At 67.6% G+C, this 26,270-nt stretch carries 27 protein-coding genes and 1 tRNA gene; 18 read left to right on the top strand and 10 right to left on the bottom strand.

What is annotated here, in order from left to right:
- Nucleotides 1-142: 142 nt before the first annotated feature.
- Nucleotides 143-967, top strand: coding sequence for an ErmE/ErmH/ErmO/ErmR family 23S rRNA (adenine(2058)-N(6))-methyltransferase (gene erm / locus ACFVVI_RS15850; protein WP_387445855.1), 825 nt, complete (start codon nucleotides 143-145; stop codon nucleotides 965-967).
- A 59-nt stretch (nucleotides 968-1,026) separates the two neighbouring features.
- Here erm and ACFVVI_RS15845 read toward each other — a convergent pair whose 3' ends face one another.
- Nucleotides 1,027-2,274 carry a Glu/Leu/Phe/Val dehydrogenase dimerization domain-containing protein gene (locus tag ACFVVI_RS15845; protein ID WP_387445898.1) on the bottom strand — a complete coding sequence of 416 codons (1,248 nt, stop codon included), beginning with the start codon at nucleotides 2,272-2,274 and terminating at the stop codon, nucleotides 1,027-1,029.
- 156 nt (nucleotides 2,275-2,430) lie between these two features.
- Between ACFVVI_RS15845 and ACFVVI_RS15840 the strand changes: the two genes are divergently transcribed.
- The gene (locus tag ACFVVI_RS15840; protein ID WP_387445854.1) at nucleotides 2,431-3,402 is read left to right on the top strand and encodes a LysR substrate-binding domain-containing protein; all 972 of its coding nucleotides are present in this window, start codon (nucleotides 2,431-2,433) and stop codon (nucleotides 3,400-3,402) included.
- On the opposite strand, the gene ACFVVI_RS15835 is transcribed toward ACFVVI_RS15840, so the two are convergent.
- The gene (locus ACFVVI_RS15835; RefSeq protein ID WP_378636216.1) at nucleotides 3,370-4,752 is read right to left on the bottom strand and encodes a cystathionine beta-synthase; all 1,383 of its coding nucleotides are present in this window, start codon (nucleotides 4,750-4,752) and stop codon (nucleotides 3,370-3,372) included. The two genes, ACFVVI_RS15840 and ACFVVI_RS15835, sit on opposite strands and share 33 nt — an antisense overlap.
- 113 nt (nucleotides 4,753-4,865) lie before the next feature.
- On the opposite strand from ACFVVI_RS15835, the gene ACFVVI_RS15830 reads away from it, so the two are divergent.
- The gene (locus ACFVVI_RS15830) at nucleotides 4,866-5,735 is read left to right on the top strand and encodes an SGNH/GDSL hydrolase family protein (RefSeq protein ID WP_378636213.1); all 870 of its coding nucleotides are present in this window, start codon (nucleotides 4,866-4,868) and stop codon (nucleotides 5,733-5,735) included.
- A 61-nt stretch (nucleotides 5,736-5,796) separates the two neighbouring features.
- Nucleotides 5,797-7,017, top strand: a complete 1,221-nt coding sequence (locus ACFVVI_RS15825) for an acetyl-CoA C-acetyltransferase (protein ID WP_378993100.1) — start codon at nucleotides 5,797-5,799, stop codon at nucleotides 7,015-7,017.
- Between the two features lie 178 nt (nucleotides 7,018-7,195).
- On the opposite strand, the gene ACFVVI_RS15820 is transcribed toward ACFVVI_RS15825, so the two are convergent.
- Together ACFVVI_RS15820 and ACFVVI_RS15815 are read right to left on the bottom strand one after the other, a co-directional pair.
- A complete protein-coding gene (locus ACFVVI_RS15820; RefSeq protein WP_378636207.1) occupies nucleotides 7,196-8,053 on the bottom strand; it encodes a Bax inhibitor-1/YccA family protein in 858 nt (285 codons plus the stop codon).
- Between the two features lie 150 nt (nucleotides 8,054-8,203).
- Entirely contained in the window at nucleotides 8,204-9,352 is a 1,149-nt protein-coding gene (locus ACFVVI_RS15815) for a class I SAM-dependent methyltransferase (RefSeq protein ID WP_378993102.1), read from the bottom strand.
- Nucleotides 9,353-9,754: 402 nt separating this feature from the next.
- Between ACFVVI_RS15815 and ACFVVI_RS15810 the strand changes: the two genes are divergently transcribed.
- The 9 genes from ACFVVI_RS15810 to ACFVVI_RS15770 all read left to right on the top strand — a co-directional run bounded on the left by ACFVVI_RS15810 (nucleotide 9,755) and on the right by ACFVVI_RS15770 (nucleotide 15,420).
- Nucleotides 9,755-10,336, top strand: coding sequence for a hypothetical protein (locus tag ACFVVI_RS15810; RefSeq protein WP_387445853.1), 582 nt, complete (start codon nucleotides 9,755-9,757; stop codon nucleotides 10,334-10,336).
- A 24-nt stretch (nucleotides 10,337-10,360) separates the two neighbouring features.
- Nucleotides 10,361-10,900, top strand: coding sequence for a DUF6153 family protein (locus tag ACFVVI_RS15805; protein ID WP_387445852.1), 540 nt, complete (start codon nucleotides 10,361-10,363; stop codon nucleotides 10,898-10,900).
- A gap of 65 nt (nucleotides 10,901-10,965) precedes the next feature.
- Nucleotides 10,966-11,565 (top strand): DUF305 domain-containing protein, encoded by a 600-nt coding sequence (locus tag ACFVVI_RS15800; RefSeq protein WP_387445851.1) that lies wholly within the window; start codon nucleotides 10,966-10,968, stop codon nucleotides 11,563-11,565.
- Nucleotides 11,566-11,720: 155 nt separating this feature from the next.
- Nucleotides 11,721-12,260, top strand: a complete 540-nt coding sequence (locus ACFVVI_RS15795; RefSeq protein WP_378993107.1) for a hypothetical protein — start codon at nucleotides 11,721-11,723, stop codon at nucleotides 12,258-12,260.
- A gap of 109 nt (nucleotides 12,261-12,369) precedes the next feature.
- Nucleotides 12,370-13,656: a serine hydrolase domain-containing protein gene (locus tag ACFVVI_RS15790; protein WP_387445850.1), complete on the top strand. Its 1,287-nt coding sequence runs from the start codon at nucleotides 12,370-12,372 to the stop codon at nucleotides 13,654-13,656.
- A 108-nt stretch (nucleotides 13,657-13,764) separates the two neighbouring features.
- On the top strand, nucleotides 13,765-14,496 hold the full coding sequence (locus tag ACFVVI_RS15785) for a GntR family transcriptional regulator (RefSeq protein ID WP_378993109.1): 732 nt from the start codon (nucleotides 13,765-13,767) through the stop codon (nucleotides 14,494-14,496).
- Nucleotides 14,497-14,581: 85 nt separating this feature from the next.
- Nucleotides 14,582-14,857: a hypothetical protein gene (locus tag ACFVVI_RS15780; protein WP_378993112.1), complete on the top strand. Its 276-nt coding sequence runs from the start codon at nucleotides 14,582-14,584 to the stop codon at nucleotides 14,855-14,857.
- Between the two features lie 159 nt (nucleotides 14,858-15,016).
- Nucleotides 15,017-15,172, top strand: coding sequence for a DUF6131 family protein (locus ACFVVI_RS15775; protein ID WP_378993113.1), 156 nt, complete (start codon nucleotides 15,017-15,019; stop codon nucleotides 15,170-15,172).
- Between the two features lie 35 nt (nucleotides 15,173-15,207).
- Nucleotides 15,208-15,420, top strand: a complete 213-nt coding sequence (locus ACFVVI_RS15770) for a hypothetical protein (RefSeq protein ID WP_378993115.1) — start codon at nucleotides 15,208-15,210, stop codon at nucleotides 15,418-15,420.
- Nucleotides 15,421-15,456: 36 nt separating this feature from the next.
- Here ACFVVI_RS15770 and ACFVVI_RS15765 read toward each other — a convergent pair whose 3' ends face one another.
- Both ACFVVI_RS15765 and ACFVVI_RS15760 read right to left on the bottom strand, forming a co-directional pair.
- Nucleotides 15,457-16,254, bottom strand: a complete 798-nt coding sequence (locus tag ACFVVI_RS15765; RefSeq protein WP_387445849.1) for an MHYT domain-containing protein — start codon at nucleotides 16,252-16,254, stop codon at nucleotides 15,457-15,459.
- Between the two features lie 187 nt (nucleotides 16,255-16,441).
- Nucleotides 16,442-16,888 (bottom strand): SRPBCC family protein, encoded by a 447-nt coding sequence (locus tag ACFVVI_RS15760; RefSeq protein ID WP_378993118.1) that lies wholly within the window; start codon nucleotides 16,886-16,888, stop codon nucleotides 16,442-16,444.
- 163 nt (nucleotides 16,889-17,051) lie between these two features.
- On the opposite strand from ACFVVI_RS15760, the gene ACFVVI_RS15755 reads away from it, so the two are divergent.
- The 5 genes from ACFVVI_RS15755 (at nucleotide 17,052) to ACFVVI_RS15735 (ending at nucleotide 22,418) form a co-directional block, all read left to right on the top strand.
- The gene (locus tag ACFVVI_RS15755; RefSeq protein ID WP_378993119.1) at nucleotides 17,052-18,539 is read left to right on the top strand and encodes a peptide MFS transporter; all 1,488 of its coding nucleotides are present in this window, start codon (nucleotides 17,052-17,054) and stop codon (nucleotides 18,537-18,539) included.
- A gap of 51 nt (nucleotides 18,540-18,590) precedes the next feature.
- Nucleotides 18,591-20,102 (top strand): APC family permease, encoded by a 1,512-nt coding sequence (locus tag ACFVVI_RS15750; protein WP_379314947.1) that lies wholly within the window; start codon nucleotides 18,591-18,593, stop codon nucleotides 20,100-20,102.
- Nucleotides 20,103-20,218: 116 nt separating this feature from the next.
- Nucleotides 20,219-20,292 (top strand) — tRNA-Leu (locus ACFVVI_RS15745).
- Between the two features lie 154 nt (nucleotides 20,293-20,446).
- Nucleotides 20,447-20,995, top strand: coding sequence for a carboxymuconolactone decarboxylase family protein (locus ACFVVI_RS15740; protein WP_379315562.1), 549 nt, complete (start codon nucleotides 20,447-20,449; stop codon nucleotides 20,993-20,995).
- A gap of 178 nt (nucleotides 20,996-21,173) precedes the next feature.
- Complete coding sequence (locus ACFVVI_RS15735) at nucleotides 21,174-22,418, top strand: hypothetical protein (RefSeq protein ID WP_387445848.1); 1,245 nt, start codon at nucleotides 21,174-21,176, stop codon at nucleotides 22,416-22,418.
- Between the two features lie 14 nt (nucleotides 22,419-22,432).
- Here the strand turns inward: ACFVVI_RS15735 and ACFVVI_RS15730 are convergent, their stop codons facing one another.
- The 4 genes from ACFVVI_RS15730 to ACFVVI_RS15715 form a co-directional block, all read right to left on the bottom strand.
- On the bottom strand, nucleotides 22,433-22,882 hold the full coding sequence (locus ACFVVI_RS15730) for a cupin domain-containing protein (protein WP_378993134.1): 450 nt from the start codon (nucleotides 22,880-22,882) through the stop codon (nucleotides 22,433-22,435).
- A gap of 128 nt (nucleotides 22,883-23,010) precedes the next feature.
- Nucleotides 23,011-24,237, bottom strand: coding sequence for an acyl-CoA dehydrogenase family protein (locus ACFVVI_RS15725; protein ID WP_387445847.1), 1,227 nt, complete (start codon nucleotides 24,235-24,237; stop codon nucleotides 23,011-23,013).
- A 52-nt stretch (nucleotides 24,238-24,289) separates the two neighbouring features.
- Complete coding sequence (locus ACFVVI_RS15720; protein WP_387445846.1) at nucleotides 24,290-24,868, bottom strand: TetR/AcrR family transcriptional regulator; 579 nt, start codon at nucleotides 24,866-24,868, stop codon at nucleotides 24,290-24,292.
- Nucleotides 24,869-24,938: 70 nt separating this feature from the next.
- Nucleotides 24,939-26,180 (bottom strand): cytochrome P450, encoded by a 1,242-nt coding sequence (locus tag ACFVVI_RS15715; RefSeq protein ID WP_387445845.1) that lies wholly within the window; start codon nucleotides 26,178-26,180, stop codon nucleotides 24,939-24,941.
- Nucleotides 26,181-26,270: the final 90 nt, after the last annotated feature.

Raw genomic sequence — 26,270 nt, 5'->3', positions numbered from 1 at the left:
ATGTCGTGCCACTACTTCATTCGCCTCCGCTACATCCGGGCTCTGGCCCGCTAGCGGACGCGGATAACTTCATCGGCGTCCACCGGCGCGCCCAGGGCCCTTCGAGACTCATTCGACTCGAAGACCCGAAGGGGCAACTGCCGTGGCGCAGGATTTCGCACACCGAAACTACTCACACACTCAGCGCAAGGTCACCGGCAAGAGCGGCGGTCGGACCGCCCGTGACCACGCGAGAAGAACACTGTCCCAGAACTTTCTGGTGGATCGTGCCGCCGTCGACTCGATAGTGGCGGTGGCCGATCCGGCGGGAACAGTTCTCGAACCCGGTGCGGGCGAAGGCGTTCTCACGCACGCACTGGCTCGCCGGGGCGCAAAGGTCACCGCGTACGAGATCGATCCGCTGCTCGCGGCCAAGCTCTCGGCACGAACCCGGTCCGAGAACGGAATCCGCGTCGTCCGTGGCGATTTCACCAAGGCCAGGGCTCCCCGTGAGCCGTTCGCCGTGGTGGGCAACATCCCGTTCTCCGTGACCGCCGAGATCGTCGACTGGTGTCTGACCGCACCGGCCCTGACCTCGGCGACACTGCTCACCCAACGCGAATACGCCCGCAAGCGCACCGGCGACTACGGCCGCTGGAGCCTACTGACCGCGACGACCTGGCCGTGGTTCAGCTGGGAACTCCACGGGCAGGTACCCCGCGACAGCTTCCGCCCGATCCCGTCGGTCGATTCGGCGATCTTGCGGATCACCAGAAGACCGGAACCACGTGTACGACAGCAGGATTCCTACACCGAGCTGGTGCGAACCGGCTACTCCGGTATCGGTGGCACGGTGCGCGCTTCGCTGCGCACCCGCTACCGAGGCGTCGACGAAGCGTTGACCGCCACCGGCATCGACCACAGCACTGTCGTCGCCTATGTCCACCCGGACCAGTGGGTGGAGTTGCACTCGATGCTCACTCGCTGACCAGGAGTCGGTGCTGCCTTCACTCGTGCGGGCAGCACCGTCTTCCGCATGCCGCGCTGTCAGGGGATGACGACCGGTCCGGTGAGCGGTGACGGGTCGTCGGCCCAGCGGTGGCCGATCTCGCGGGGGGTGATGTTCTCGTCGGCCCATGCGATCAGCAGCTGTGCGACCTTGTCGTGCATGGTGGTGCGGAGCCGGTCGAACGAGGTGTCGGGGACGTCGTCCACTTCGCCGAGCAGCAACCACCACGCCCAGGCCACCGCACCCGCGTTGGCGACGAAATCGGGCAGTACCGGGACGCCGCGGGCGGCGAGCATGGCCTCGGCTTCCGGTGTGGTGGCGGCGTTCGCGGCTTCGACGACGACGCGCGCCCGGATGTCGTAGGAGTTGTCCGGCGTGATCGCATACGAGATCGCCGCGGGCACAAGGATATCGACGTCGGCCGATATCACGGCGCCGCGCGGCATCTCCTCGATGCCCGCGGGCAGGCGGGACCGGTCGATCTCGCCGTAGCCGTCGCGCAGTTCCAGCAGCGCCGGAATGTCGAGGCCCTCGGCGCAGTACAGGGTGCCCGCGGCATCGGCCACCGTGGTGATCTTCATCCCCGCCTCGTGCAGGTAGTACGCCGCCGCCCCGCCCATGGTGCCCACGCCTTGGATCGCGGCGGTCGTGTCGGCGGGCGCCTGCCCCCACTGCACCGCCGCGGCCAGACAGGCGTGCGCGACACCGAAACCACCGATGACGTCACCGAGCAGGAAGCCGCCGTCGACCGCGACGTTGAGCCCGCCGCGGACTCGCGCCAGCGTCGCCGCCGGGTCGGCGGAGCGCCGGATGGCGGCGTGGAAGCTCTGATCCAGGTCGAGCTTGACGAAGACCGCGTCGATCAGGTGCTGCGGGACCCCCAGGTCCTCGGCGGTCACCCAGTGCGTGTCGAGCCACGGGCGCATCGCCTCGCAGAACCGCTCCAGCACGTCCACCGCGCGCGGATCCTTCGGATCGAAGTCGATCCCGCCCTTGGCGCCGCCGATCGGGAGGTCGAAGGTGGCGGTCTTGTTCGCCATGCCGCGCGCCAGGTCCTCGACCTCGCGCAGGGTGCAGCCGGCGCGCATCCGGGTGCCACCGGTGGCCAGGCCGCCGCGCAGGGTGTGGACGACAAGGTAGCCGACCGCGTCGGTGCGCGAATCCGTCCAGTGCAGACGCAGGTACGGCTCGCAACGACGGTTCGCGGGAGTGATGGCCGGGTCCGTCGATGTACCCGCAACGCCGTGCGAACTCACCTGCGGCATACCTGTGCCCGGGTCGAGCATCGTCATGGTGCCCACCTCCTCATTCGTCGTGATCGCCTGTGGCGGACCTCGTCGTCCCCGGTAGCACCAAGCCTGCGCGGCCCCTGCCCGCGCGTCTATTTACGGTTCGTTCACGGCACCCTTCACGGTTCCTGCACAGTGCATACGCTCGGTGCTATGGACCTGTCTCTGGCCCGCTTGCGAATGTTGCGCGAACTACACCGGCGCGGCACCATCACGGCCGCCGCGGCCGCTCTGCACTACACCGCGTCGGCGGTCTCCCAACAGCTCGCACAGCTCGAACGCGACGCGGGCACCCGGCTGTTCGAACGACGCGGGCGCCGCGTGCAGCTCACCGACCTCGGGATCGTGCTGGCAGAGCACGCCGAAGAGATCCTGGCCGCGGTCGAGCGCGCGACCCAGGCGCTCGAGGAAGCGGGCGGATCGGTGACGGCGAAGATCACCGCCGGAGTGTGGGCGTCGGTGGCCTCCGGGCTGCTCCCCGACGCGCTCACCACCCTCGCCGCCTCACACCCGGGCATTCTGGTGCGTACCACCGAACTCGCACCGGAGTCGACGGCCGCCGCGGTCCGTGACGGCACGCTGGACCTGTCGTTCGTTCTCGACTACTCGAACTATCCGATGACCTGGGACCGTGGCCTGGAGCGGGCGGTCATCGGTGTCGAACGGATCCACGCCGCCGTCCCGGCAGGCGCGGTGCCCACCGCAGGGGTGACCCTGGCCGAGTTGTCCGAGCATCCGTGGATCATCGCGCCCGCCCGGTCGCACTTCGGGCACGCGGCGCGGCTGGCGTTCCAGTCCGCCGGGCTGCGGCCGCGCATCGATCACGAACTGGAAGAGCAGGCGACCTCGATGGCGATGGTCGCGGCCGGTCTCGGTGTGACGCTGGTGTCGGATCTGGGTCTGGCGTTGCGCCCACCCGGGGTGGACATCGTGGCGCTCGGCGACGCCCTCACCCGCACGGTGTCGCTGGCCTACCGCACCAACTCGGCGGGCCGGGCCGCGCTGCTGCTGGTGGTGGACGCGATCCGGACCGCCGCGGCGAAGAAGGGACTCGCCCCCGATATCCGCACCGCACCCACCGTGCGCCGAACCTCAGATGCTGCCGGTGCTCAGGAAACCGAGTAGATCGTGGCGGGTGATGACGCCGACGGGCTTACCGTCTTCGACGACCATCAGCGCGTCGGAATCCGACAGTGCCTTGGTGGCGGTCGAGAGGGGCTCGCCCGAGCCGATCAGCGGGAACGACGGGCTCATGTGCTGGGCAACGGAGTCGGTGAGATTGGCGCGGCCTTCGAACACCGCCGAGAGCAGGTCGCGTTCGGTGACGCTGCCCGCGACCTCACCGGCCATGACCGGCGGCTCGGCGCCGACGACGGGCATCTGGGAGACGCCGTATTCGCGCAGGATCTCGATGGCGTCGCGCAGGGTTTCCGACGGGTGGGTGTGCACCAGGTCGGGCAGGGCGCCGGACTTGCCGCGCAGCACGTCGCCGACCAGCGGTTCCGGGCCGGCTTCCAGCGGAGTCTGGAGGAAGCCGTAGGAGCTCATCCACTTGTCGTTGAAGATCTTCGACAGGTAGCCGCGGCCACCGTCGGGCAGCAGCACGACCACCACGGCGTCGGGATCACGGCGGGCGACCTCGATCGCGGCGACCACGGCCATGCCGCAGGAACCACCGACCAGCAGACCTTCCTCGCGTGCCAGGCGCCGGGTCATCTCGAAGGAGTCCGCGTCGGAGACGGCGATGATCTCGTCGGGGATCGACGCGTCGTAGGCGGTGGGCCAGAAGTCCTCGCCGACACCCTCGACCAGGTAGGGGCGTCCGGTGCCGCCGGAGTACACCGAGCCCTCCGGATCGGCGCCGATGATCTTGACCTTGCCGCCGGACACTTCCTTGAGATAGCGGCCGGTGCCGGAGATGGTGCCGCCGGTGCCGACGCCCGCGACGAAGTGGGTGACCTTGCCTTCGGTGTCGGCCCAGATCTCGGGACCGGTGGTCTCGTAGTGGCTGTCGGGGCCGCCCGGGTTCGAGTACTGGTTGGGCTTCCAGGCGCCCTCGATCTCCCTGACCAGGCGATCGGAGACGTTGTAGTAGCTGTCGGGGTGCTCCGGCGGCACGGCGGTCGGGCAGACCACGACCTCGGCGCCGTAGGCACGCAACACGTTGCGCTTGTCCTCGCTGACCTTGTCCGGGCACACGAACACGCACTTGTACCCGCGCTGCTGGGCGACCAGCGCCAGGCCGACACCGGTATTTCCCGAGGTCGGCTCGACGATCGTGCCACCCGGCTTCAGCAGTCCGTCCTGCTCGGCGGCGTCGATCATCTTGACCGCGATCCGGTCCTTGGAGCTGCCGCCCGGGTTCAGGTATTCGACCTTCGCGGCCACCAGGCCCGCGTTGGGGCCGACCACCGAGTTCAGCCGAACAAGGGGGGTGTTGCCGATGAGATCGACGACATGATCCGCGATGCGCATGGTGCCGAGGGTAGCCGAGCACTTGCGCCCGACGCCGAGCGGAGGGGCGCCCACCAGGCCGCAAGTGGCCGACATCTCCGTTCCTCACGATCTCCGTCGTAGAATTTTCGAATGTGAGCGCACCTCGAATCAGCTGGCGGACGGCGGCCGTGACCGGAGCGACGACGGTGCTCGCCGGATCGAGCGCCGGAACCGTCTCCTGGGCGACGTATCGCTTGCTGATGACGCAGGCGGGTGCGGCGCGCGCGGTGATCGGCCGCGATACCTCCAAGCCGCCCGAGGCCGATGGCGTGTACGCACCGGGCGCGAGCCTGCCGGAACCGTGGCGTAAGACGACGCCGGTCGACCTGCACCTGATGATCTTCGGCGACTCCACCGCGGCCGGGCTCGGCTGTCTCGGCGCCGCCGATGTGCCGGGGGTGCGGTTGGCCCGCGGGTTGGCCGAGGCCACCGGCCTGCGCATCCGGTTGAGCACCAAGGCCATCTCCGGCGCCACCTCGAAGGGCTTGGCCGGACAGGTCGACGCGATGTTCGTGGCGGGGCCGCCGCCGGACGCGGCGGTGATCCTGGTCGGCGCCAACGACATCACCAAGAAGCACTCCATCCGGGCCTCGGCGCGCAGGCTGGCCGCCGCGGTGTCGCGGCTGCGCGAGGCCGACGCGCTGGTGGTGGTCGGCACCTGCCCGAACCTGGGCACCGTCACCGCGATCCAGCAGCCGCTGCGCACGATCGTCGCGAACTGGAGTGTGCGGCTGGCCAAGGCGCAGACGGTCGCGACCACCATCGCGGGCGGCATCGCGGTGCCGATGGGCTCACCGCTGGTCGCCTCGGAGTTCCGCGCCGCGCCCGAAATCCTCTTCGCCACCGACGGATTCCACCCGTCCGCCGCAGGCTACGAATTGGCCGCCGCGCAGCTGCTCCCCGTGCTGATCGCCCAGGTGCGCGACCGCCCTGCTCTTCCCGTCGCGCAGCTGGAGACGTAGATTCGAGAATGACCGGCATGTAAACAGCCGTTCACGTCGAACAACGCGAAAAGGAGTCCTCATGCCCGAGGCCGTCATCGTCAGCACCGCCCGTTCCCCCATCGGCCGTGCCGTCAAGGGGTCACTGGCGGGAATGCGCCCGGACGACCTGACCACGCAGATGATTCGTGCCGCGCTGGCCAAGGTGCCTTCGCTCGACCCGACGCAGATCGACGACATCATTCTCGGCACCGGCTCCCCGGCCGGTGAGGGCGGCTTCGGCATGGGCCGCATCCTCGCCATCCAGCTCGGCCTCGACGTCGTCCCCGGCACCACCGTGCAGCGCTACTGTGCGTCGTCGGTGCAGACCACCCGGATGGCCTTCCACGCCATCAAGGCAGGCGAGGGTGACGTGTTCATCTCCGCCGGTGTGGAGACCGTCTCGCGCTACGCCCGTGGCTCCGCCGACAGCTCCCCCGACACGAAGAACCCCGAGTTCGCCGAGGCCGAGGCCCGCACCGCCGAGACCGCACAGGGCGGCAAGGGCGCATGGCACGACCCGCGTGAAGACGGCCTGCTCCCCGACGCCTACATCGCGATGGGCCAGACCGCCGAGAACGTCGCATCGCTGACCGGCATCTCGCGCGAGGACCAGGACCGCTGGGGCGTGCGCTCGCAGAACCGTGCCGAAGAGGCCATCAAGGCCGGCTTCTTCGAGCGCGAGATCACCCCGGTGACCCTGCCCGACGGCTCGATCGTGAGCAAGGACGACGGCCCGCGCGCCGGCGTCACCTACGAGGCGGTCAGCCAGCTCAAGCCGGTGTTCCGTCCCGACGGCACCGTCACCGCGGGCAACTGCTGCGCGCTCAACGACGGCGCCGCGGCGCTGGTGATCATGAGCGACACCAAGGCCAAGGAACTGGGCCTGACCCCGCTGGCCCGCATCGTCTCCACCGGTGTCTCCGGCCTGTCGCCCGAGATCATGGGCCTCGGCCCGGTCGAGGCCGTCAAGCGCGCGCTGGCGATCGCGGGCAAGTCGGTCTCCGACATCGACCTGTTCGAGATCAACGAGGCCTTCGCCGTGCAGGTGCTCGGTTCGGCGCGTGAGCTGAAGATCGACGAGGACAAGCTCAATGTCTCCGGCGGCGCGATCGCGCTGGGCCACCCGTTCGGCATGACCGGTGCCCGCATCACCACCACCCTGCTGAACAACCTGCAGACCTACGACAAGCAGTTCGGCGTGGAGACCATGTGCGTCGGCGGCGGCCAGGGCATGGCGCTGGTCATCGAGCGTTTGAGCTAGTCCGCCTCTCCGCGTCTTCTGGCCAGGATCGGGTGCCGCGAGACATCCGACGCGGCCAGACTTCGCAGTCGGCCGAGTCAGCCGGTCCCCGGTGAGTTACCCATGTACTCGCTGGACATAGTCGAGCGGCTCCCCACAGATCGTGGGGAGCCGCTCGGTTTGTTTGTGTGCTTCTAGATCAGTCGCGCTGGAAGTAGCTCAGCAGGCGCAGGATCTCGACGTAGAGCCAGACCAGGGTGATGGTGAGGCCGAGGGCGACGCCCCAGGCGGCCTTCTCGGGGGCCTGGGCGCGGATCAGCTGGTCGGCGGCGTCGAAGTCGAGCAGGAAGCTGAACGCGGCGATGGCGATGCAGACCAGGCTGAACACGATCGCCAGGGCGCCACCGTCGCGCAGGCCGAAGCCGCCGTCGGTGAAGAAGCTCGCGATCAGGTTGCCGACCATCAGCACCAGCACGCCGACCATCGCACCGATCAGCATGCGGGTGAAGCGGGGGGTCACGCGGATGGCGCCGGTCTTGTAGACGACGAGCATGCCGAAGAACACGCCGAACGTGCCGAGCACCGCTTGGCCGATCAGGGCGCTACCGCCCACACCGCCGAATTCGGTGTCGGTGAACATCAGCGACAGCGCGCCGAGGAACAGGCCCTCGAAGGCCGCGTAGGACAGCACGATGGCCGGGTTGTCCATCTTGCGGCCGAAGGTCGCGATCAGGACGAGCACCAGGCCGACGATGGCGCCGCCGATGACGAACAGTGGCGCCAGCGACGGGTTCGCGCTGGACAGCGCGAAGGAGATGATCGCCGAGACGGTCAGCACCGCGAGGGTGATGCCGGTCTTGGTGACCACATCGTCGATGGTCATCGCGCGGGTGGCAGGGGCCTGCTGGAATTGCTGGCCGTACTGCTGCCCGTATTCGCCGTACTGCTGGTTGCCCAGCTGGCCCGCGCCGGCTACGCCCGAACCGAAGTTCGCGTAACCGCCGACACCCTCCTGGCGGGGAAGGTTCTTGAACACCGGATTCGATGAGGTACGCACCGTGCGCCTTTCTTGGAGTTACGAGTCGCTGTACAAGCTCCAACTGCCCTGTTCAACGCGCCACGATCGGACAAAGTTCCCAGCGATCCGGTCCATGACCACACCGCCCGCCCGTTCGGACAAATCGGACTCTACCGCTTTCGGGTCGCCCTATCGTTGTACGTCGCGCAGACCACGAACGGACCGCGTGACCGTGAACTTCTGGTTCCGGCCGATCACATCGGTGCGCCCCACCATCCGCTCCACCACGCCGCGATAGTTCAGGTGCGAGTTGTACACCGTCCACAGCTCGCCGCCGGGCCGCAGCACGCGGCCGGTCTCGACGAACATCTTGATCGCCGAACCGGTGTGCACGGCCGCGCCGACATGGAAGGGCGGATTGCACAGCACCAGGTCGGCGCTGTTGTCGGCGGCCGAGGACATGGCGTCGTCGCGCACCACCGTCACCCGATCGCCGACGCCGTTGGCCTCGGCGGTGGCCCTCGCCGAGGCGACGGCGGCGGCGGACTGGTCGGTGCCGACCACCCGGATGTGCGGGCGCGACTTGGCCAGCGCGACCGCGAGAATGCCGGTGCCACAACCGAGATCGACGGCATCACGCGCGTCGGGCTTCATCCGGTCCATGTGCTCGAGCAGGAAGCGGGTGCCGATGTCGAGGCGCGAGCCCGAGAAGGCCGCACCGAAAGCGACGACGTCGCCGTCGATCTCGATGACGTGCTCGCGCGCCGGGAACCGGGGTTCGCCCACCGGCAGCGGTTCGCCGACCACGAGCACGCGCGACTTCTGCCGACCCCGGCCCGCGCGGACCTGCGCGAAGAATTCGGCGAGTATCTCGTTCATGGCCGGAGTGAGGTACTTGTCGCGACCGCCCGCGAACACCACCACATCGCCGGCGGCGTGGCGGGCGATGGCCTCGGCGATCTCGGCGACACCCGACAGCATCCGCGGCAACCGCATCACGACCACGCGCGCCCCGGACAGCAGGTCGGCGTCGAGGGCGTGGGCGGTGTAGCGATCGGTGAGCCCGAGGGTCTTGGCGTTGGCCGCCAGCGCAGATTCGCCGGTGATCAGGTCCTGGTGCACGCGAATACCGGCGAGTCCGTGCTGCGCGGCGATCCCGAGGGTGAGCGCGCCGTACGCGTCGCCGATCACCGCAACCTCACCGCTACCCGCGGCCGCGAGGGCATCGGCGGCTGTGTCGAGGATCAGTCGGTCGGCGGCGTCGACGGCATAGAGGTTCGGCGCCTCCACATCCGGATACCGGCGTAGTCGGTCGAATACGTCCTCAACACTGTCCACCCGGCAAGTGTGCTAGATCGTTGCCCCACCGTCACATCCGGCCCCGGTATCGACAGGCGAGGTGGCTCCGGAGGGGTCGCCGTGAGATGTATTTCACTGAGCACTAACGGGTTCCGTCGATTTGCGACGCCCTTGCAGATCGCTCCGGATTCGCCGGTCTCACGAATTTCGTTGTTCCCCAATGCTTCGCCGAAGGTCACCGCCCGGTCCGCGCCGGAACCGATCGCCGCAGGTCGCGCTAACCGCGGAACTGGTACGCGTTCACCGAAAAACCCGGCCCCGACCTGGGCGCATCAACCGCAACCGCTCCCATTTCGAAGTAATCAGCAAACTTTCGGTAGCCCGAACACACCCCGTGTTACTTCGCCCACCACGCCGCTGTCCCTGCGTAGCATCAGCCCCATGCGCAACGCCCTCGTGTTCGTGCTGATCGCCGCGGCCGCGGTTTCGGTATCCGGCTGCGGCACCGACGACGCACCGGCCGCCGCGCCGCCGACAACAACGAGCACCACCAGCACGTTCGCCGATGCCACCGGCGAAGTGCCGGCCGACGCGAGCCCGAAGTCCGGCGCGGCCTCCCCGGGTGCGGCGCTGACCGTCAGCGATATCCGGATCGGCAGGCAGCCCGGCTTCGACCGCGTGGTCTACCAGCTCGGCGGCACGGGCTCCCCCGGCTGGCAGGTGGCCTACACCGACAGCGCGGTGCAGGACGGCAGCGGCAAGACCGTCGACGTGTCAGGCCGCGCGATTCTCGAGGTGCGTATTCTCGGCTCGGCGTATCCGTTCGACTCGACCGTCGCCCCGTTCGCCGGGCCTGATCCGGTGACCGATCCGGGCACGCCGACCATCACCGGCGTCTACAAGAAGCTGGTCTACGAGGGCGTCACCCAGTCGTTCATCGGCCTCGACGCCGACCAGCCACCGTTCTCCGTCACTGCTCTCGCCGATCCCCCGCGCCTGGTCGTCGACATCGCCACCCCGTGATCGCTACCCCTACCGGGTATCACGATGGCGATCGCTAGACTGGTCGCCGTGATGGACCAGCAGCCCGCGCGCGCACCCGGCATTGCCAGGGCGCTCGCCGTGCTGATGCTGCTCGCCGGGATCGTCGCCATGCACTCCGCGGTCTTCGGCACCGCGCACGCGAGCGACAGTGCGCACGGCCCGCAGGCTCCGGTCGCCACCGACCACTCGGACCCGCGTCCGGCAGCGGCTCCGCCCGACCAGCACGCCGTGTTCCCCGCGATCGACCACTCCACGCAAGATCTCGCCGAAGTACCGTCGACAGGCTCGACGCTGTCCATCGCCGCCCCCACCGACCCGCACACGGGCTGCGGCGCGGCGGGCTGTGATGAGCACTCCGCCGTCCACGCCTGCGTTTTCGTCCTGGCCGCACTCGCCATCGCACTGACCCTGGTCCTGCTCTACCGCCTCGGCGACACCTCCGAAGCCGCTCGGCAACCGTCGAGGGCATGGCGCGGCCGACGCGAACGCCCACCACCATGGACCGTCCTCACCCTGTCCCAACTGGCGATTCTGCGGATCTGACAGGCACGGCACCACGCGTGCCCTGCCAGTTTCGACACCTCACCCGAATCCCCAGGAGGATCACCATGTCCATCAGCCGTACCCACATCCTCGTCGCCGCGGCCGCCACCGTCTTGTTCGCGGCGGGTTGTAGCGACGACAGCACCACCACGCACACCGCCGAGCACTCCACCACCACCGCGACCAGCGCCGCCGCGAGCACCGACTTCAACGATGCCGACGTCACCTTTTTGCAGATGATGTACCCGCATCACGCGCAGGCCGTCGAGATGGCGAAGATGGTGCCGAGCCACACCCAGAACCAGCAGCTCATCGCACTGGCCGCCCAGGTGGAGAAGGCACAGGCCCCGGAGATGCAGCAGATCACCGACCTGCTCGCCGGTTTCGGCAAGCCCGCGCCGAGCGCGACCGAAGGACACGGCGGGCACGACATGCCCGGCATGATGACCGACGCGCAGATGAGCAGTCTGCAGGCCGCGAACGGCGCCGATTTCGACCGGCAGTGGCTGGAGATGATGATCGAGCACCACGAGGGCGCGGTCGGGATGGCCCAGACGGAGCTGAACGCCGGTGTGAATCCGCAAACACGTCAGCTCGCGACGACGATCGTGGCCGATCAGGAGGCTGAGATCGCCACCATGCGCGGCATGCTCGGACAGAACTGATCGGGTGCGGCGCCGGGCGCGACACCCCGGCGCCGCGTCTCGGTTCGTCATCGAAATCGCCACCGCGACCTGACGTCACCCGGAAGTTGCCAGTACGGTCGATATGTTCGGCTCCGGCCCAACCGGTGCCTGCAATCTCGAGGCAGGAGAGAGAAATGCGAGTACTGGAACGGCTGGGGCTCGGGACCGCGTTCGCGGCCACCGCGACCGGAGTGATCTTCCTCGGCGCCTGCTCCCAGCAGGTACCGGGCACCGCCGAGGTGAACCAGAGCGAGCTCGCCTCGTACACCTCCGAGGTGGCGGCGTCCTCGGCGGCGGCGGCGTCGTCGAAGGCGGCGAAGATCGAGGCGGCCAACGACACGGCGTGCGACGGCCTGCGCTCGGCCAACAAGACCTCGGTGACCTCGTTCAACGCCTACATCGCGGCGTCCAACGATCAGGCCCCCGATGCCGATGCCAAGGCCACCGACGCGGTCACCACCCTGCGCAACAGCGCCAAGGACCTCGACCGCAAGATCACCGCCGATGTGATCGCCGATCTGTCCGTGCCGCTGCGCGCCTACATCGAGAAGACCAACACCCTCGCCGACACCCTCGAACGCCGGGCGCCCACCGACGAACTCAACGGCGTGATCGACATTTTCAACACGTCCAAGGACGAAGCGATCGCGGTGTGCACGCCGTACGGCAGCTGATTCCCTCGTAACAAGAACGTGATCGTTCACGATTCCCCTCCGGACACACCATCTGGAGGGTTGCGTGCAGGGCTTTCTGAAATACGTTGTGGCAGCGACGATTACCGCGATGACCCTGATTTCGGGGGCATGGCTCCCGAGCTCGGCGAAGGCCGACCCGGTCATAGCGAAGCAGTGTGAGGTCACCACCGGCCGCACCCCGCAGTCCGCGACACCGGCCGAAGCCGCGCTCGACCCCGCCGTGCTGGCCGCCGCCATGGCGCGGGCCACCGACGTGACCCGCTTCAACATCCAGCTGTACCGCAACAACTGCCTGATCGCGACGGGCCCGCGCAACGCCGAATCCGGCGGGGTGGCGTGGAATCTGTGGAGCGGGACCAAGAGTGTCGTGGCGCTCGTCGCCGGGGCCGCCGTCGACCAGGGGCTGCTGCGGATCGACGAGCCGATCGGCCGCTATCTGCCACCGGGCCTCGGCGACGCCGCGCACCGGGAGATCACCGTGCGCAATCTGCTCACCGAGTCCTCCGGCATGGAAGTCGCCGTCGCCGCGGAGGGCGCGACCGGGCTGGCGCAACTCGATCCCAATGTCGTCGCGCAGGCACTCGCGATGCCGATCGAACGCCCGCAGGGCACGATGTTCCGCTACAGCCAGCGCGCGGTGGACCTGCTGGTCTACGTGATCCAGCAGTCGGTCGGCGAGGATTTCCAGAGCTTCGCGCAGCGAAAACTGTTCGACCCGTTGGGCATCGCCCGCGGCGACTACTACTGGGCCCGCGACCGTGCCGGAAACACCTACGGCCACGCGCATTTGATCCTGCCGCCGGACGACTTCGCGAAACTCGGTCTGCTCGTGGGCAATCGGGGCCACTGGAACGACCGGCAGGTGATCTCCGAGGACTACATGCGCGCGGCCGTGTCACCGTCGCCGAGCATGCCCTGCTACGGCTTCCTGTTCGTGATCAACGGCGCACCGTGTCGGCTCGAATTCCCCGGACTGCCCGACGACGCGGTGAAGATGTCGGGCATGCTGCGCAACGACAGCTTCATCGTGCCCAGCCTCGGCCTGGTGCTGAATTGGACCGGTGTCGCGACGGTGGGCAGTTCGACCACCTACACCCACGACGTGATGCGCACACTCGTCTCCGCGTTCCGCGACCAGCAGATCCCCGATCCCGGCGAGTATCGGGAACGTCCCGATGTGAGCGTGACCGATCCGATGATCGCCCGGCCCGATGCCTTCTTCGGCACGCTCGGGGTCGGCCCGTACGCCTACCCCGGTTGCAACTTCCTCGACTGCCTCGGCGAAACTCCGAAGGCCCCGTTCGCGGATTCGCCACCGGGATGCGTCATCCTGGGATGCGTCGGCACCGACCCGCGTACACCGGGAATCCGCTGATCCGGGTGTAGATCTCTGGGCTCCTCGGCGCCGGTCGCGTATTCTCGGTTCCACCGGATAGGACCAGTAGGGACCGGTCGGCCTACCAGGAAAAAGGAGCCACTGGCGATGCCCGCACCGCTGCGCGACAGCGCAGTGCCCAAACACGAACAGCTGCGCGCGATCCTGCTGCAGAAGTGCACGCGCGAGCTACAGCCGGGCGACCTGCTGACCAGCGAGCGCAATCTGATGCAGGACTACGGCGTCAGCCGGATCACCGTGCGCGAGGCGGTCGGTCAGCTGGTGAACGAGGGATATCTGGTCCGGGTTCGCGGCAAGGGCACCTTCGTCGCGCACCGGCCCGTGCAGTCGCGGCTGCACCTGGCCTCGTTCACCGAGGAGATGCGCGCGCTCGGCCACCATCCGACCACCCTGGTGCTCGTTGCCGAGGAGGCGATAGCGCCCGAGGCCACCGCCCGCGCGCTGCGTCTGCCGCAGGGCGTGCTCGCCTATCACGTGCGCCGATTGCGGTTGGCCGACGACGATCCGGTCAGCGTCGACGACGCCTGGTTCAACCCCGAACTGGTGCCCGGCCTGATCTCGCACGACCTCACCGGCTCGATCTACCGGACCACGGCAGACCGCTACGGCAGGCCGATCGAACGCGCCGTGCAAACAGTCGACGCCCAGGCCGCCGAAGCCGGTGTCGCGGCGCTGCTCGGCGTCAAGAAGGGCGCTCCCGTACTGCATTTCGACCGGGTGTCGTTCAGCGCGGAGGTGCCGATCGAGCACACCCAGAGCTGGTACCGCGCCGACCGCTACCGCGTTCAGATGGAAGTGGGCCAGCGGCCACAGGCGTAGCGGACCGCGCCGATCTGGTGTGAAATCAGCGTATTTCAGTTACCGTCTGGGAGCTATCACAGCGAAGCTCTCGGAGGTATCAGCCATGTCCATCCGTCAAACCACCGCCGCCAGGGCAGGCCTGCTGGCCGTGCTCGCCGCGGGAACCCTGCTCGGCACCGCCGGCACCGCCGGCGCGGTCGGCAGCGCCGATTGGGATCTGCTCCCCTCCGGTTCGGTCGTGATCGGCCCACCCACCGGTAGCTCGATGGGCTCGGTCGACGTCGGTAGCGGCACCGGCTCGTTCGACGCCGACCTCGGCTCCAGCGCCCCGCCCCCGCCGTCGACGGGCTCGGCCGCGCTGCCGATCTTCGGACGCTGACCCGTCCCCGCGCCGCCGTGGCCGACTGCTCGGCCACGGCGGCGCGGTGCCCCGGTCGCTTGGGGCACAGCCTGTTTCGAATCGGGAAAACCGGGCATGCGGCCATTGTGGGTGCCTGCCGGCATTCCACAGTCCCGACACCGAACAAGGTGAGATCTGATGATTATTCTCGGCGCAATTCTTCTCATTGCTGGACTCGTTTTCGGCATCCCCCTCCTCAGCACGGTGGGAGTCATCCTCCTCGTGGTCGGCCTCGTCCTGGCATTGGTCGGTAGCACCGGGCGTGTTATCGGCGGCCGTCGGCACTACTACTGACCATGCGCAGAATCCGTCGAACCAGAGGACCAGTCATGGCAGGCAGTAGATCACGCATCATTTCGATCGTTGTGCTGGTGTGGTTGCTGATCGGAATCCTGGCCGCGGGCCAACGCGGCTACTACACCGAACGCGATCAGAACTGCGCGACCCTCGGCACCATCGCGGTGACGATCATCGCGGGCCCCCTGAACTATGTGGGCGCCAATCCGAAGGTCGATGATTGCGACCTACCTCAGCCGAGCTGATGGATGCCGCCGTGGCCGAATACTCGGCCACGGCGGTCACTCCGGCTGACGCGGCCAGTCCTTTCCGCTGTCGGAGAGCGTGGCCGGATCGGTGCTGTACATGCCACCCGCGCTCGTTCGCACCGGCGTGAATTCCGACCGGCTGTCGCCGGCTTCCACTTCGGCCAGCCCGACCACGATCACCAATCCGGTGACCACCAGCGACACCGTCGCGATCAACGGCAGCAGCAATTGCACCGGCGTGACACCGTCCACCACGGTCATCGACTCACCGTGGTGCACGCGCATCGCCGCCATCGCCGTGTAGTGCATGCCGCACACCGCGATTCCCATGACCAGCGCGGCGCCCGCCGTCATCAGCAGGCCACGCACGTGCAGCATGAACCACAGCGCCGCCGTCGCTGCTACCACCGCGATCACGAGCGACAACGCCATCAGCGCCGGCTCGTATTCGATGACAGCCTGGGTGCGCATCGCCCACATCCCCAGATAGTGCATGGCAGCCACCCCGAGCCCGGTGATGGCGCCACCCATCGGCAGCGCCACCCACTCGTTGCCGCCCCCGGTGACGATGGTGAGCCCGATCAGCACCACCACGATCGCGATCACCGCGCTGAGCAGCGTCAACGGCACGTCGTAGCGGATGGCCGCACCGTCGATGCCGAATCCGAGCATGGCGGTGAAGTGCATGACCCAGATGGCGGCTCCGCCCAGCGCGACCGACGCGGCGATGAGCCACCCGAGCGGCGCGGACGACGCTTTGGCGTGCACCGCGCACCGTAGCCCCAATACCGAACCGATGAACGACAGACCGAAGGCCAGTACCGGATTCATCCAGCCATTGTTGAAGTGCTCGATATGAAGCACACGCGTTCCCCTGATCTACCCTATGCATTTCGATAGTGGGCTAGAGACTAATCCACATGCGCAGACAGAACACCAGGACAGCGAATTCCACAAAACTATTGCAGCGCGAAATACTCGCTATCGAGAAATACGAACCGGTCGGAATTTCCGCGAGTCATTCATTCTGCGAACGCGCACGAATCAAAGCGGCCAACCGATCCAGCGATTCCTGGTTACGTGCCGAGAAGAGCAGATCTTGCGCCATGCCGGGGATCAACTGCGCGGGTCCGCGGGCGGCGCGTTCGACCATCCGGATCGTGGTGTGCCCCGGGGATTGTTCGTCGAGCGTGAGCGTGATCCATGCCGAGCCGACCGACCACAGCCGCGCCTCCAACTCCAGCCGGCGCGGCGGGTCGATCGCCCGCACCACTGTCGTATCGCTGATCAGCACCGGCCACAGCCCGAATCGGTAGTGGATGCGGCTGCCGATGGCAGGCCAGCCGGGGTCGACCTCGCCGATGTGCGAGGCGCCGACCACCCAGCTCGCGTAGAGCCAGCCGTCGGCCAGGGTCGCGAACGCCCGCTCCGGCCGCACGGGCACGGTCACCTGGGCTGTCAGCACGTCTGATTTCCTCGTCCGTCGCGGGAGTCCGGTCACCACAGCCTAATTGGTGCCGGGGTCCGCCGCCGGACGTGTTCGCACCGGCCCGGCGGGCACGGCACGCCGAACCCGCGACGATGCGGGAAAATTGCTGTCCGCCGTTTCGGCGTGGGATCGTTCCCTTATGTCCACGGAAGAAACACGGCTCGGCGACCCGCCGAGCCCCGCCGACACGGCGGCCGAACGCACCCTGTTCGGTCACCCCATCGGTTTGACCAACCTGTTCGGCGTCGAGCTGTGGGAGCGTTTCTCCTTCTACGGCATGCTCACCATCCTGGGCTACTACCTCTACTACTCCACCACCGAGGGCGGCCTCGGGATCGCGCAGAGCACCGCGCTCGGCATCGTCGGCGCGTACGGCGGCTTGGTATACCTGTCCACCGTGCTCGGCGGCTGGATTGCCGACCGGGTGCTGGGGATGGAGCGAACGGTCTTCTACGGCGGTGTCGTGGTCGTGGCCGGGCATCTCGCGCTGGCGGTGTTGCCCGGGCTCACCGGTGTCGGCGTGGGTCTGGTGCTGGTCGCGCTGGGCAGTGGCGGGTTGAAGGCGAACGCGTCGTCGTTGCTCGGCACTCTCTACGCGCCCACGGACGCGCGAGTCGACGGCGGGTTCACGCTGTTCTATCTGGGCATCAACATCGGCGCGTTCTGCGGCCCGCTGCTGACCGGCCTGTTGCAGCGCGAGTGGGGTTTCCACGTCGCCTTCGGCGCGGCGGCCATCGGCATGGCGCTCGGCCTGGCCCAGTACGTGATCTTCCGCCGCAATCTCGGCACCCACGGGCGCGAGGTGCCCAATCCCATCACCCGCCGCGAACTGACCCCGGTGCTGATCGGCGTCGTCGTCGCCGCGGTCGCGGTGCTGGTCGCCGTGCTGACGAAGCTGATCACCCTCGAGAATCTCTCCGACGTCACCACCGGCGTCATCGTGGCCGCCTCGGTCGTCTACTTCGCGGTGATGCTGCGCAGCGCCAAGGTGACCCAGGTCGAACGAACACGGGTGGTCGCGTTCATCCCGCTGTTCCTCGCCAACGCGGTGTTCTGGTCGCTGTTCCAGCAGATGTTCACCATGCTCGCGGTGTATTCCGACGAGCGCGTCGACTGGCGGATCTTCGGCTGGGAGGCGCCGGCCAGCTGGATCGGTTCGGTCGAGCCGGTGTGGATCATCGCGCTCTCGCCGCTGTTCGCGCTGATGTGGACCAAGCTCGGCAATCGCGCGCCGAGCACGCCGATCAAGTTCGCGCTCGGCGTCATCGGGATGGGCATCGCGTTCTGGTTGTTCGCGCTGCTCAGCGGTTTCGACGGCAAGACCGTGCCGGTGCTCGCGGTCTTCGTGATCCTCGGCGGCTTCGCGGTCTCGGAATTGCTGCTCTCGCCGATCGGTCTCGCGGTCACCACGCATCTCGCGCCCGCCGCGTTCCGCTCGCAGATGATGGCCCTGTACTTCTTCTCCGTCGGTATCGGCACATCGATGGCGGGCACGCTGGCCCGCTTCTACAGCCCCGAGAGCGAAACCGCCTACTTCGGGTTCAGCGGTGCCGCGGCCATCGTGGCCGGTCTCGTCGTCATCGCGTGCGCGCCCTGGATCAAGCGCCGCATGCAGGGCGTGCACTGACCTGGTTACGGGTAATCCCCGATTACGTTCGTGAGAAGAAGGAGAAATACCGTGCCGACACCGCAAGACGCTCCAGGCGTGGGCCGATCGCCCGGCCGAGGGAGCGGGTTGTTCCGCACCAAATCCGTCGAGCAGTCGATTCTCGACACCGACGATCCCGATTCCAAACTCCGCAAAGATCTGACGGCCTGGGATCTCACGGTCTTCGGTGTCGCCGTCGTCGTCGGCGCGGGCATCTTCACACTGACCGCACGCACCGCGGGCAATGTGGCCGGGCCGTCGGTGTCACTGGCATTCGTTTTCGCGGCGATCGCGTGTGGGCTCACCGCGGTTTGTTATGCGGAATTCGCGTCGACCGTGCCGGTGGCCGGTAGCGCCTACACCTATTCCTATGCCACTTTCGGTGAATTGGTGGCGTGGATCATCGGCTGGGACCTGATCTTGGAATTCGCGCTCGCCGCGTCGGTGGTCGCGAAAGGCTGGTCGCAGTATCTCGGCACGGTATTCGGATTCGATTCCGCCACTGTGCAACTGGGGTCGATCACCTTCGACTGGGGCGCGGTGTTACTACTCGCCGTACTCGGCGTGCTGCTCGCCGTCGGCACCAAGGTGTCCTCACGGGTGTCGGCCGTCGCGGTGGCGATCAAGCTCGCCGTCATCGCGCTGGTGCTCGTACTCGGTATCACCTATTTCAAGGCGTCCAACCTGAGCCCGTACATCCCGCCGTCGCAGCCCGCCGAGGAAAGCGCCAGCGGACTGCACCAGACGCTGTTCCAGTTCATCACCGGCGCGGGTGACACCAACTTCGGCTGGTACGGCCTGCTCGCCGCGGCCAGCATCGTGTTCTTCGCGTTCATCGGCTTCGACGTGGTGGCGACCGCCGCCGAGGAGACCAAGAACCCGCAGAAGGCGGTGCCGCGCGGCATTCTCGGTTCGCTGCTGATCGTCACCGTGCTCTACGTGGCGGTAACGCTGGTGCTCACCGGCATGGTGCCCTACACCGAGCTGTCCGGTGAGAACGCCACGCTGGCAACGGCATTCCAGATCCACGGCGTGGACTGGGCCAAGAACGTCATCTCGATCGGCGCCCTGGCCGGCCTCACCACCGTGGTGATGGTGCTGTTCCTCGGACAGACCCGCGTGCTGTTCGCGATGTCGCGCGACGGTCTGCTGCCCCGCGGGCTGGCCCACACCGGCAAGCGCGGCACACCGGTGCGGCTCACCGCCATCGTCGGTGTGATCTGCTGCGTGCTGGCCGGTTTCGTCGACTTCGGCACGCTGGAGGAAATGGTGAACATCGGCACGCTGTTCGCCTTCGTCCTGGTCTCGGTAGGCGTCATCATCCTGCGCCGCACCCGCCCCGACCTGCCCCGCGGCTTCCGCGTCCCCCTGGTCCCCCTCATCCCCATCCTGGCGGTCGCGGCCTGCCTGTGGCTGATGGTGAACCTCTCGGTGGAAACCTGGCTGCGCTTCGTGATCTGGATGGCCATCGGCTTCGCCGTCTACTTCGCCTACGGCCGCCGCCACTCGGTCCTCGGCAAAAAGGCCGCGAGTGACGACTGACCAGCCCCTTCGATGACATGATCGGTCCCGGCGTGGTCTGTTCCGACACGCCGGGCCGACCTTGTCGACCAACAGGATTCCGGTACACCCGTACGATTCGCTACGCTATCCGGGACGCCCCTATAGCCCAATTGGCAGAGGCAGCGGACTTAAAATCCGCACAGTCAGGGTTCGAGTCCCTGTGGGGGCACTCAGCATGACCCATGGCGCTGGGTCGCGGCGTCTTTCGGTGGGCGTTTCGCCCTCTCCCCCGCCTGGAAGCGAGGAGGATCACCCTGGGGTTCGGTGGGGTCCCGGCGTAGGTTCATTTGCAGGGAAATCGTCGGCACGAAGGGGTGTTATCGATGCGGGTGGTCACGCGGGTTCGGGGATACGTCAAGGTGCTGGGGCAGGCTCGGCGTCATCGGGGGGATCTGGTGGGGTGGCTCGGGCGGCGGCCGCAGATCGCGGCGGCGACGCTGACCTATGAGACGGCGTTGTTGTTCAGCAACAAGCTCGATCCTCGGCTCAAGGAGTTGGCCGAGCTCAAGACGGCGGGGCTGGTGGCCTGTCAGTTCTGTCTCGATATCGGGTCCGCCCTGGCGCATACGGCGGGGCTGACCGAGCAGCAGCTCGTCGATCTGCCTCGGTATCGGACCAGTGATGCCTACACCGAGCTGGAGAAGCTGGTGATCGCGTTCGCGGAGGCGATGACGGTGACACCGGCGGTCGATATCGAGGAATTGCGCGAAACTCTGCTCACCCATCTGTCGAAGGCACAGCTGGCCGAGTTGGCGGCGAGCATCGCGTGGGAGAACCAGCGGGCTCGGCTCAACCAAGGTCTCGGTGTGCAGCCGACCGGGATGGCCGACGGGCTGGCGTGCGCGATGCCGGAACCACGGCAGGCCCCGTAAACGGCGAAAACCAGACGCCGACGGCCGCGCCTGGGTAGGACGCGAGATGGGGATACGAGTAGCCCGTGGGCGTTCGCTGCCATGCAGTGCACTACGGTGATCGCGAGCCGACCACGGTGACGTGGACGCGCGGGATTCTTCGACAGTTCGCCAGTTCGAGCGCAGCGAGGGGATCGTCATGCATTCGGTTGGGGCTTTGATCGTTCGCGTCGGTTGTGTGGTGGCAACGGTGCTGGCCGCGGTGGGATTCGCCGCGCCCGCCTCCGCGGACCCGCCGGACTCGCCACTGTGCGCGTGGCGGTTCATGTCCAACAGCACCGTGCTGAATGTGGCGTTCCCCGATGCGAATTCGACGTATTGGCTGATGCCCTACGCGCTGGGACCGGGTGACTCGATCGAGTTGTCCGGTACTTATCCGGCCGCCCGGTATTTCTCGTTGAACACCTACGGGACCGACCTCGACACCGTGGACACCTTGCGCGACGACCAGATCGTCGCCGACCCGGGCAGCGCCAACCCGTTCGTCGATGCCGCCGCCGCGTCGCTGCCCGCCGCGCAGCAGCGCTGGCATGCCACGTTGGTCAACGGGCCGGCCGATCACAGCCGCAACGAGATCCAGGCTGTCGCGAGTGGGCAGAGCACACCGATCGGCTTCGTCATCGTCCGTGTCTATGTTCCGACCGATCCGGCTTCGCTCAGCGGCGGCGTCGCGCTGCCCGATGTGAAGCTCTCGATCGCGGGCTCCGACGCTCCGGCCCAGCCGTGCGCGCAGCCCTTCGACCCGGCCACCTACACCGGCCCGGTCGCTGACGCCGCCAAGGCCGCCTTCGATCGCGCGATCGCCCAGGCCGCCTCGGGCGCGTTCCCCGGCAACACACCGGAGGCGACGTTCGGGAACCCGGCGAGCACCTCCGGGCTCTTCCCGAACGGCGACAACAAGTACATCGGAACGCGGATCAGCTATCAGCCGGGACGCCTGCTGGTGGTGCGGGGTAAGGCCCCGACATTCCCGAATACCCGTGCGGGACAATCGCCTACCGATCCGAACCAGCAGGTGCGGTATTGGTCGATGTGCCAGAACGACCTGCGCTCGCCCTACCCCGTTGTCGCCTGCGCGGCCGACTTCCAGACCGCGATCGACGCGTCCGGCTACTACACCTATGTGGTCGCCGCACCCGCGGATGTGCCCGCGAACCTCGACCCGAGCGTGACGGTGATTCCCTGGGGCAGCACCGACGTGGACAAGGTCCTGTTCCTGCGGAACATGACCCCGAGCGCGGCGTTCTATCCGAATTCGATCCAGGCGTCCCAGGACTCCGGCGCCGACCCGGCCGACACGATGGGCCCGTATTACCCGGAAACCGCCTATTGCGGCTCCGAGACGTTCGCCGCGGGCGGCGCCGGAGCGTGCCTGACCACCTGAGCCCCGAGTAGCGGCTACGGGCAGTCCGGGGCAGGGGCGTCCACGAAGAGCGGTTCGTTCGCGCGGTTGAGATAGGCGACGTACAGCTCGGCGGGCCGGTCGCCGAGGTTGCGGCCAACATGGACGTGGTCCGGGCCGACGGTCTCGGACAGGCCCTCGCCGGCGGAGTACGTCGTCGGTACGCAATCCGCCTCGTATCGGGTCACCTGGCCCGCGGTGATCACGGCGAGAACAGTGCCGTCGTGGTAATGCCACCCGAGCGTGCCCCCGGGGGCGATGGTGATCCGCCGGAAGGTGAACGTGCTCGGCAACGAGGCGAAGGGGCTGAACGCGCTGACATCGACCTGGGCCAGCGGTTCGACGGTCACGCCGGAGGACGGGGTGGCCGAAGACGACGGCGCCAGGGTGACGACCGCGGCGGCGACCACCACGGCGCCGGCGAGAGCATTCCGGTGGGTTCGCACCTTCATCAGTATACGAGCGGACTACCTGCGCGAACAGCCGAAAATAGACCCCACTGCAGGACAGCCCGCCGCGAAACGGACGGCACGCTCCGAAGCCGGAGCGTGCCGCGAACGCGGGCCGCCGCGTACTACCCGGCGATCAGGCCCTTGGCGATGTGGGTGACCTGGATTTCGTTGCTGCCCGCGTAGATCATCAGCGACTTGGCGTCACGGGCCAGCTGTTCGACCTTGTACTCGGCCATGTACCCGTTGCCGCCGAACAGCTGCACGGCCTCCATCGCGACCTCGGTGGCGGCGCGGGAGGAGTAGAGCTTCATCGCCGAGGCCTCGGCGAGGGTCACCTTGTCACCCGCGGCGGTGCGCTCGATGGCGTTGAACACCATGTTCTGCACATTGATTCGCGCGATCTCCATCTCGGCCAGCTTCAGCTGGATGAGCTGGAACTGCGCGATCTCCTTGCCCCACAGCGTGCGGGACTTGGCGTAATCCACACACAGGCGGTGACATTCGTTGATGATGCCCAGCGCGAGGGAGGCGATGCCGATGCGTTCGGCCGCGAAAGATTCTTTAGCGCTGTCTTTTCCGTCGCCCTTGGCCGGGTTCTCGGTTTCGCCGAGCAACCGGTCGGGGGTGATGCGGACGTTCTCGAAGAACAGCTCGCCCGTGGGCGAGGAGTTCATGCCCATCTTCTTGAACGCGGGACTCTGCACGAAACCGGGCATGCCCTTGTCCAGCACGAACGTCAGCACCTTGCGGTCGCGGCGGTCGGTGCCGTCCTCTTCGTCGAGCTTGGCGTAGACGATGGTGACGTCGGCGTGGGGGCCGTTGGTGATGAACGTCTTGCGGCCGTTGAGGATGTAGTCCTCGCCGTCGCGGCGGACGTAGGACTTCATGCCGCCGAACGCGTCCGAGCCCGAATCGGGTTCGGTGATGGCCCAGGCGCCGACCTTCGCCATGGTGACCAGTTCGGGCAGCCAGCGCTTCTTCTGCGCGAGGGTGCCGCGGCTGCGGATGGTGCCCACGGCGAGACCGAGGCTCACGCCCATGGAGGCCACCAGACCCAGGCTCACGCCGGCGAGCTCACTGTTGAGGACCACACCCATGCTGCCCGCGCCGCTGAAACCGCCGCCCGGCTTACCCGAGCCGGTGGTACCCGCCTCTTCGCGGGCGAGCGCCTTCTCGAGGCCCTCGCGCGCCATCTCGTCGAGCCCGAAGGTGGCGTACAGCTTGCGGATGATGTCGAACGGCGGCAGCGCACCGCTCTCCAGCTGGTCGACGTGCGGGGTGACCTCCTTGGCGATGAAGCCGCGCACAGCGTCGCGGAACATCAGGTCTTCGTCTGACCACTGGTACATATCTGGACTCCCGAGGGATCGCCGGAACTTTCCCTCGAATATAGAACACGTTCTAATTCGGTGCGACGAACGTACGGCTGATGACCGGGGCGACGAATTCTTCGAGCATGGCGCGTTCGTCGGCGGCATCGCGGCCGGGAGCCGACAGCAGCGAGACGATGATGCGGGTGAGCCAGCGGGCCAGGCGGCTCCGTTCCGGGTCGGTCAGGTCCGTGGGGGCGAAGATGGTGGCGGCCAGCGATTCGATGACGTCGGAGTCCTGGCTGATGCGGCCCGCCGTGCCGGAGTCGGCGGGCCGGAACCACGCGATGAGCAGCGGGTTGGCGCGGACTTCTTCGACCGCGCCGAGCATCGCGGCGATGATGCGTTCGCCCGGGTCGGCGATGTCGCGGAACCGCTCGTCGAGCTGGGCGACGATGCGGCGGGTCTCGCGGTGCACGAACGCCAGACGCACCGCGTGCCGGTTGTCGAAGTAGCGATACAGCGTGGCGCGCGAGCACCCGGCGGCCTTGGCGATTTCGGCCATGCCGACCGCGGCCACCCCGTGTTCGGCGAACAGTTCGGCGGCCGCGTCGATGATGCGCTCGGCGGCCAGGTCCGCCCGATCGGCGCCCAGCCAGTCACCGCTCATGCTGTTTCCCCGCGGCATGCTCGGGCGCCCTGCGTGGTTACGCGGGCTACCGCATCGGAGCGCCGACCGCTCATGCCGTGCCCTCCGCGCGGAACGGCACCGAGACCGGCCAGCGCACGTAGTTGCCCTGCGACCACTGCACCGCGTCGAGGTCGACGGTGAAGCCGGGGCAGCGGGTGAGCAGTTCCTCGAGCGCGACGCGCGCCTGCATGCGGGCGGCCGCCGCGCCGAGGCAGTGGTGGTGGCCGTGACTGAAGCTGAGGATGCGCTTGGGGTCGCGGCGGATATCGAGTTCGCCTGCGGTGGGCCCGAATTCGCGCTCGTCGCGGTTGCCCGAACCGTAGAGGAGCAGCACGCGGCGGCCCTCCGGGATGATGGTGTCGTGCAGTTCGACATCGCGGGTGGTGGTGCGTGCCAGGCCCTGCACCGGTGAGGTCATCCGCAGGAACTCCTCGATGGAGTCCGGGATGAGCGAGGGATCGTCGATGAGCAGCTGTCGCTGGTCGGGGGCGGCGGTGAGCAGCTGGACCGCACCGCCGAGATTGCCGGTGGTGGTGTCGTTGCCGCCGGTGATCATCGTGAACGCGAAGCCGAGGATCGCGACCAGGCCCTCGTTGTCGCCGTCGGCGCCGAGACCGGAGGCCAGCAGGTGCGAGATGGTGTCGTCGCCCGGTTCGACGCGGCGGCGGGCGATCAATTCACTGAAATAGCCGACCATTTCGCCCACCGCGGTGAAAGCGTTCTGGTCGCCCGCGGCAAGCCCGGCCCCCGCGACCGCGCCGCCGACGATGTTCTCGGTCCACGCGTCGAACTTCTCGTGATCCTGTTCCGGCACACCGAGATAGTGGGCGACGACCATGGTGGGCAGCGGCTTGAACAGGTCCTTGACGATGTCGCCCTCGCCCGCCGCGCGCAGTCTCTCGATGCGTTCGACGATGAATCTGCGCACTGCGGGCTCGACCGAATTCACCTGGCGCGGAGTGAATCCCGGCGACACCCGACGCCGGAAATCGGTGTGCTCCGGCGGGTCCATGAAGACGAACGGCTTGACGGCGCCGAACCCGGCGGCGACCAGGTCGACGTAGTCGACGGTCAGCCCCGACGCGGAGGAGAAGGTCGCGGGGTCGCGCGCCGCCATCCACACGTCGGCATGCCGGGACAGCACGTAGAAGTCGTTGTCCTCCTGCCCCGCGGGGATCACTCGGTGAACAGGGTCGTGATCACGCAGTGCGGAATACATGGACCAGGGATCGCGCCAAGTGTCTCCGGAGCGAAGTTCGAACCGCACCGAATGAGACATCGTTGTACTCATGACTTCATCATGAGACATATACTCTGTTTTGTCTAGCATCGCCGATGAAGCTCGCGATACCCGCAGGTCGAACGCTCGCGCGCTACCGTG

Source organism: Nocardia sp. NPDC058114, assembly GCF_042884695.1.
In the GTDB taxonomy this organism is placed as follows: domain Bacteria; phylum Actinomycetota; class Actinomycetes; order Mycobacteriales; family Mycobacteriaceae; genus Nocardia.
This window is presented reverse-complemented; position numbering and strand designations above follow the sequence as displayed.